Source organism: Dellaglioa sp. CoH-57-MRSF-22, from assembly GCF_056781895.1.
In genome coordinates, this window is sequence record NZ_JBXAXT010000078.1 from 1 (window position 1) to 465 (window position 465).

At 54.2% G+C, this 465-nt stretch carries 1 protein-coding gene; it reads right to left on the bottom strand.

Annotated features, from left to right (window positions below; all coding sequences use genetic code 11):
• A partial coding sequence (locus AC1RPR_RS08245) for a hypothetical protein (RefSeq protein WP_481763473.1) occupies positions 1 to 465 on the bottom strand: 465 nt, incomplete at both ends.

The window sequence follows — 465 nt, forward strand, 5'->3', positions numbered from 1 at the left end:
ACGATCCATCATAGACGGCGCGGATTCGGCTTCTACGGTCGTAACACCCTTTGGGCCTTCCAGTGTCAGGTGCCGTGTGCCGGACCCCGCGCTACGGCGCGCGCGTTCTCGATTTATGGATTCAGCCAGATCGCGCAGCGTTCCCCTAAAGACATCAGCAATCCTATCTATTAGCCGATCCTCACGCTGTGGCCATACGTGCTCATCGTACTGCTGAAATCCTTCGGCCAGAAGCTCGTTAGCTGCCAGCACATCATCAACAGTCGGAAGGTCCTTAGGAGGAAGAAGCGATTGCAGATGATCGAACTTGCGGCCAACGTTGTACTCCAATTCCTCGTTGGACTGCATCAACTCAAGAGCGAAAACCTCCTGAATGCCGGATAGGATTTCCGGAACCATCGGTTTCAACGCCGCGTTAAGCGCCATTTCAAACGATGTGAGCGTATCGATCGCCTGATCGTGCTT